This is a genomic window from Campylobacter concisus (assembly GCF_002914005.1).
GTDB classification, from domain to species: Bacteria; Campylobacterota; Campylobacteria; order Campylobacterales; family Campylobacteraceae; genus Campylobacter_A; species Campylobacter_A concisus_N.
Map to the genome: position 1 here is coordinate 20,417 of NZ_POZU01000084.1, position 6,635 is coordinate 27,051.

General features: G+C 33.7%; 5 protein-coding genes. All 5 read left to right on the plus strand.

All coding sequences use genetic code 11. The features are described from left to right. Window positions 1–4: 4 nt before the first annotated feature. On the plus strand, window positions 5–661 hold the full coding sequence (locus CYP54_RS09350) for a transglutaminase-like cysteine peptidase (protein WP_054196396.1): 657 nt from the start codon (window positions 5–7) through the stop codon (window positions 659–661). Next, window positions 658–2,607 (plus strand): bifunctional diguanylate cyclase/phosphodiesterase, encoded by a 1,950-nt coding sequence (locus CYP54_RS09355; protein ID WP_103599796.1) that lies wholly within the window; start codon window positions 658–660, stop codon window positions 2,605–2,607. The genes CYP54_RS09350 and CYP54_RS09355 overlap by 4 nt, the downstream gene beginning before the upstream one ends. A 3-nt stretch (window positions 2,608–2,610) precedes the next feature. Continuing rightward, window positions 2,611–4,749: a type I secretion system permease/ATPase gene (locus CYP54_RS09360; protein WP_084040698.1), complete on the plus strand. Its 2,139-nt coding sequence runs from the start codon at window positions 2,611–2,613 to the stop codon at window positions 4,747–4,749. 2 nt (window positions 4,750–4,751) lie between these two features. Beyond that, on the plus strand, window positions 4,752–6,218 hold the full coding sequence (locus CYP54_RS09365; protein WP_087579856.1) for an HlyD family type I secretion periplasmic adaptor subunit: 1,467 nt from the start codon (window positions 4,752–4,754) through the stop codon (window positions 6,216–6,218). Continuing rightward, window positions 6,218–6,635: DUF5416 family protein (locus CYP54_RS09370; RefSeq protein WP_103605035.1), on the plus strand; the 418-nt coding region annotated here is incomplete at its 3' end. The genes CYP54_RS09365 and CYP54_RS09370, both read left to right, overlap by 1 nt.

Below are 6,635 nucleotides of genomic sequence, written 5' to 3' on the forward strand. Positions count from 1 at the left end.
GACCATGAGGGTCAAGACAAATTTTTGGACGCTTATTGTAAGCGTCCTTTTTTTATTATTAGCGAGTGCTATTGGAGATTTTATAAAATCAACAACTATAGCAAAGGTAGCTAAAATTTATGGAGAAGATGCAAGAAGAAGGGCTTCTGCTCTAAATTCTTTAATGACTTCATTGCAAGATGCAACTGAACAAGAGAAATTAATAAAAGTAAATGACTTTTTTAACTCTTTTAGATGGGTTGATGATATGCAACTTTGGCACAAAAAGGATTATTGGGCTACTAGAATGGAATTTATAGGAAAAGGTGCTGGTGACTGTGAAGACTATGTTATTGCAAAATATTTTACACTAAAGCAGCTAGGAATTCCAACTCAAAAATTATATTTCACATATGTTAAAGCCTTAAGATACAATCAAGCTCATATGGTTTTAGCATACTACGATACACCAAAATCTATTCCATTAATTTTAGATAACATAAATGGTAAAATAAAAATCGCAACTCAAAGAACAGACCTTGTTCCAGTTTATAGTTTTAATGGTGATTCGCTATACTTGGCAAAACAAGAAGGTCTTGGTCAAGCAATACCAGGTGGAAATAAAAAACAAAATCCTAAGTGGATGGAACTAATAGATAGGATAGGAAAAGAGGATTTATGACGCTATTTAAACAAATTATGATCGCCGTGATAACTTTTGGTATCATGATTTTTATGGCTGTTGGCTACTTAAATTTTAAGAGCCTAAATGGATATATTAATGACCAGCTTGGTGAAAATGCAAGACACACAGCAAATTCGCTTGGACTTGCTTTAAAGCCTATTATCGATCCAGATGACATGTCCTTGGCTCAAACAATGATAAATTCTATGTTTGACAGCGGCAGATACAAGCTTATCAAGCTTGAAGATGTTGATGGCAAGGTTCTTATTGAAAATTCTCAACAAACTGTTGTTAAAGATATTCCTGAATGGTTTTACAAAATAGCCAAGTTCGAAGCGCCAATAGCAGATAGCGAGATTATGACTGGCTGGGCAAAATTTGGCACGCTTTATGTTCAAGGTAGCACCGCACTTGCCTACAATGAGCTTTATACTAACTCAAAAAATATTTTTAATTTTCTTCTTCTAATGATAATTGTCACTCTCGTGGTGGCATATTTCGCTCTAAAAGCTATTTTTAGGCCGCTTATGAAGGTTCAAGATCAGGCTGAGGCCATACTTGATAATAAATTTATTATTCAGAAAAGAATTCCATTTACAGCTGATCTTAAAAAAATGGTTCTAGCTATGAACTCTATGGTTAGCAAGGTAAAAGACATTTTTGAGAGAGAGGCAGCCACACTTAGTAAGTATCAAGAACTTTTATATAAAGATACAATGAGTGGTGCTAATAATAGAAGATTTTTTCAAACTAAATTTAGTGAGTATCTAGCTAGTGAAGAATATTCAAGTGGCGTTGCTCTACTTGTTAGTTTTAAAGATCTAATAAATTTAAAAAGTACGCTTGGTTTTGAAAAATGGCAAAGCGTTGTAATGAAAATAGCTCAAATTTTACAAGAAAAATCAATTCATAATGATAAAAATGCGGTTGTTGCAAGGCTCAACGATAATGATTTTATTGTGCTTTCATATGGTAGAAATTCATCAAATTTCTTGGCTCTATGTGATGAAATTATGAACGAGTTTAAAAAGCTTTATGCAAATTTTGCGCTAAATGATAGCGAGTATCCAGTAAATGCTGCGATAGTTGAGTATTCACCAAATACTGATATCAAGACACTTCTTACTTCAGCTGACGTTACATTGGCTAGCTCAAGACTTGCTGGTAGCTTTACATATAAGGTATTTAATGAAAATCAAAATACTTTAGTGATTGGTAAAGAGAAGTATAAAGAGCTTATTTTTGACTCAATAAAAGAGGATGAATTTAAATTCGCAGCTCAAAAAGTGATTGATCTTAATTCAAATTTTGAGCAGTATGAGCTTTATTTGAGGCTTGTTGATAAAGATGGCGTATGGCGTATGGCCTCATACTTCATGCCGATGGTAAATGAGCTAAATTTAGGTGCAATGCTTGATCTTCATATCTTAAATAGAGTAGCCAGAATTTTACCGGAGAATATCTTACCAAGTGGCAATTTAGCCATAAATTTGGGAAAAGAGATATTAAATTCAGATGAAAATTTTTCAAAACTTGAAGCTACACTTAAAAAGATAAGTCAAATTTCAAAATATAAAAACTATATAGAAATTCCAAATAAAGACGATATTAGCATAGAAAGTATAGTTAAGCTTACTAAAAAATTAAAAGAACTTGGCTTTGGATTTGGTTTTGACCACTTCGAGCTTAATGCAAAAGGTATTGAGAAGCTAAAAGAATTTAACCCTGATTATGTAAAAATTCAGTCAAATGTCTTAATCGACTTCTTAAGTGATAAGTCAGGAGTAAACACAAAACAATCACTTGATGTTGTTTTAAGCTCAAAAGACATTATTTTGATCGCAATCGGTGTTGAAGGCGAAGAGCAGAAGAAAAAGTTAATCGATCTTGGCATTAAAAATATGCAAGGAATTTATATAGATGAAATCAAGAACATTGGATGATAGATGCATAGTGATAAGATAAAAGATGAACTGCTTCAATGTTTGGTTATTTTTACCAAGCTTCATAATAATCCATACAGTGCCGATGCTTTAACTATTGGCTTGCCAGTAAAAGATGGTGATGAGATTGAGCTTTTTTCACTTAAAAGCTCAAGGTCTTTATTTTCTCGTGCTGCTTCTCGTGCCGGCTTTGCTTCTACCCTTGTAAGAAAAGATCTTGAACAAATCTCTCCTTTAGTTTTACCCTGCATTTTAATGCTTAGAGGCAAAAAAGCTTGCATCTTGCAATCTTTTAGTAAAGATAAAAAGACAGCAAATATCATAACTCCAGAACTTTCAACTGGTACTAGCACGATAGAAATAAGTAAATTAAAAGAAGAATATTTAGGCTATGCATACTATCTAAAGCGCGAGTTTGTTCCAGAGGATACTAGCTCAACAAAGCTAATTGATGCTGGCAATGACCACTGGTTTTGGGGAACTCTAAAACGTTCAAAAAAGATTTATTTTGATGTTGTTCTTGCAAGTTTTATTATAAATTTATTTGTTCTTGCTAGTCCGCTTTTTACGATGAATGTATATGACCGTGTCGTGCCAAATAATGCGGTTGAGACACTTTGGGTCTTGGCACTTGGTGTAAGTGTAGTTTATGGCATAGATCTTTTTTTGAAATTTGTAAGATCATATTTTCTTGAGATCGCTGGTAAAAAGAGCGACATCATAATGAGCTCTATTTTATTTGAGCGTGTTATGGATATGAAATTTAGCAATAAACCAAAATCTGTTGGTTCTTTTGCTAGTAATCTAAAAGAGTTTGATACGGTTAGAAATTTCTTCTCGTCAGCCTCATTGGCAGCCATTGTCGATCTTCCATTTGCGATCATTTTCTTGATAGTTACTTATTTTATAGGAAGTTATATCGTACTAGTGCCGATTGTTATCATGATAGCTATTTTATGTTATACATTTTTTATAAAAGATCCACTTCAAAATGCTATTAAAAGTACATTTGAGGCTTCGGCTATAAAAAATGGAATTTTAATAGAGAGCCTTAGTAGTCTTGAGACCATCAAAACTCTTGGCGCTAGCGGACATATACAGTGGAACTGGGAAGAGGCAACCGGTGAGATAGCAAATAGAAGCATTAAATCAAAAATTATTACAACTTCAATAACGACTGTTACATCTTTTTTAGTGCAATTAAATACTATTGCCATCATCGTTCTTGGCGTCTATATGATACAAGATACACATCTTACAATGGGTGGTCTTATCGCTGCGGTTATGCTTAGCTCTCGCGCTATCGCTCCTATGGGACAGGTAGCTTCACTAGCTGCAAATTTTGAGCAGACAAAAACAGCATATCAAAGTCTTAGTAAGATTATGCAAATGCCTGTTGAAAGGCCAGAAGGTAAAAAATTTGTTAGAAGAAATTCTTTTGATGGAAAGATTGAGTTTAAGAATGTAAGCTTTACATATCCAGATACCACAAAAGGTTCGCTTGATAGGATAAATTTTGTTATTCAGCCAGGTGAAAAAGTTGGCATTATAGGCAAAAATGGCTCTGGAAAAACTACTTTACAAAAGCTCATTTTGGGACTTTACTCACCAACTGAAGGCTCAGTGCTAATAGATGGTATTGATATTAATCAAATTGATCCAGCCGATCTTAGGCGAAACATCGGCTACGTTCCGCAAGATGTTGTGCTTTTTAAAGGAACGGTTAGAGAAAATATTGTTCAAAAAGCACCATATGTTGATGATATTCAGATTATAAAAGCAGCTAAAGTAAGCGGAGTTGATGAATATGTAAATGCTCATCCACTTGGATTTGACATGCCAGTCTTTGAAAGAGGCGATGGCATAAGTGGTGGGCAGCGTCAAAGCATAGCTGTGGCTAGGGCATTTTTGCTAGATAGTCCTATTATTTTGCTTGATGAGCCAACAAATTCTCTTGATAATACAGTTGAAAATAAGTTAAAAATAAATTTAAAGACAAATACAGCAAATAAAACGATGCTGCTTGTCACGCATAGGACGTCGATGCTAGATCTTGTTGATAGACTTATAGTTATGGACAATGGCAAAATTTTATTGGACGGACCAAGAGATGAAGTTTTAGCAAGACTTAGTGGGAAGTGATCATGCAAGAAGATATCAAGAATAAACAAAATGAAAATCCAAAAACTGAAAAAAGATTAATTTCTGAAAATAACATAAAAGAACAAGAGGAAGCTAGTAATAAAATTTTAAATAGTGTAGATGACATAAAGTCTAATCTTCAAACAAAAAATTATGATGCTTATGATTTGAAATTTATGTCAAGTCTTTCTGAGGCTGTTTTGGCTAAAGCCCCATCTACATCTAAAAAGATACTCTATACGGTTGCTATAACTATGTTTTGGCTTCTTGTTTGGGCTTCCTGGGCACAAATAGATGAGATTACAAGAGGTAGTGGTAAGATCATCCCGTCTGGAAAAAACCAAGCGATACAAAATCTTGAAGGCGGTATAGTCGATCAAATTTTTGTAAAAGAGGGTGATGAAGTTAAGAAAGATCAAATTCTAATAAGGCTAGATAATAAAAATTTTACGAGTAGTTATGGCGAGTCAAAACTAAGACTTGATGAACTTCAAGCAAAATTTATGAGACTTGATGCTGAGGCAAATGATAAGGAATTTGACTACGATGAAGCTAGAGATGCGAACAATAGCAAAGCCATAAGATATGAGTTAAGTTTGCATAGTTCAAATATTGATCACTTAAATGAACAGATAGGAATTTTAACAGAGCAAATTCATCAACGCCAGAGTGAGTTGGTCGAACTAAAAAATAAAATTTCTCAAACTCAGAATAGCTATAACCTTGTTCTAAAAGAAAAGGCCATTATGGAGCCAATCTTTAAAAAAGGCCTTGTTAGTGAGGTTGAATACATCCAGCTTCAAAGACGTGTAAATGATCTAAGAGGTGAGCTTGATGCTGCTGTTCTTGCTGTGCCAAGAGTTGAATCAACTATAAAAGAAGCGAAAAACAAGATCGAAGAAGCAAAACTCGCATTTAAAAACAATGCAAAAAAAGAGCTAAATGAGGTTTCGGCAGAGATCGCAAGGATAAATGAATCACAGATCAGCCTAAGTGATAGAGTAGAAAGAACATATGTAAGATCTCCAGTAAATGGTATCGTTAGTAAAATGATGGTTCATACCGTATCAGGAGTTATCAAGCCTGGTGAAAATATTGCCGAGATCGTTCCTCTTGAGGATAAACTGGTTGCCGAAGTAAAAGTAAAACCAGCCGATGTTGCGTTTTTGAGGCCTGGGCTTGATACGATGGTTAAATTTACGGCTTATGATTTTAGTATTTACGGTGGTTTAAAAGGCAAAGTAACGCAGATTAGTGCCGATACGGAGACTAATGAAAAAACTGGCGAGAGCTATTATTTGGTCAGGATAGAAACTGAGAAAAATTATCTTGGTAGCGAAGAAAAGCCACTTAGGATAAAAGTTGGTATGATAGTCTCAGCTGATATCATTACCGGCAAAAAGACAATACTTGATTATTTATTAAAGCCTATTTTAAAGGCGAAACAAAATGCCTTAACGGAGAGGTAATGGGCAAGGTCGCTTTTTATGATAAGAAATTTGGTGAATATGAGATCGAAAAATTTCAGAATTTACAAAATTTCTATCTCATAAAAGATGATTATTGCTGCGATATAGTTAATGATGAAATTGAACGATTTAAATTTAGTGATTGTGAAATAGATTTTCTACAATTAGTAGATGTTGCTAGCAGACATAAAAAACTATTTGAAAATATAAAAATTCAAGATGATATAGTAAGAAGTATTAAAATTTTAATAAAAGGCTATGACCAGAGTTTGGATAAATTTGACTTTGATCCTGGAATTTTAAATTTAAATACTCCTTATAAATATGCTATATCACAAGATTTTTTTGAAATGACTATTTTTTTAGAAGAAAAATCCTCAGTGGTTACTAAATTTTTCTCATCAATAGATTACAAGA

Excerpts from the sequence above, each read along its gene's own strand:
- CYP54_RS09350 (WP_054196396.1), top strand. The coding sequence starts at position 5 with ATGAGGGTCAAGACAAATTTTTGGACGCTTATTGTAAGCGTCCTTTTT.
- CYP54_RS09360 (WP_084040698.1), top strand. The coding sequence starts at position 2,611 with ATGCATAGTGATAAGATAAAAGATGAACTGCTTCAATGTTTGGTTATT.
- CYP54_RS09365 (WP_087579856.1), top strand. The coding sequence starts at position 4,752 with ATGCAAGAAGATATCAAGAATAAACAAAATGAAAATCCAAAAACTGAA.
- CYP54_RS09355 (WP_103599796.1), top strand. The coding sequence starts at position 658 with ATGACGCTATTTAAACAAATTATGATCGCCGTGATAACTTTTGGTATC.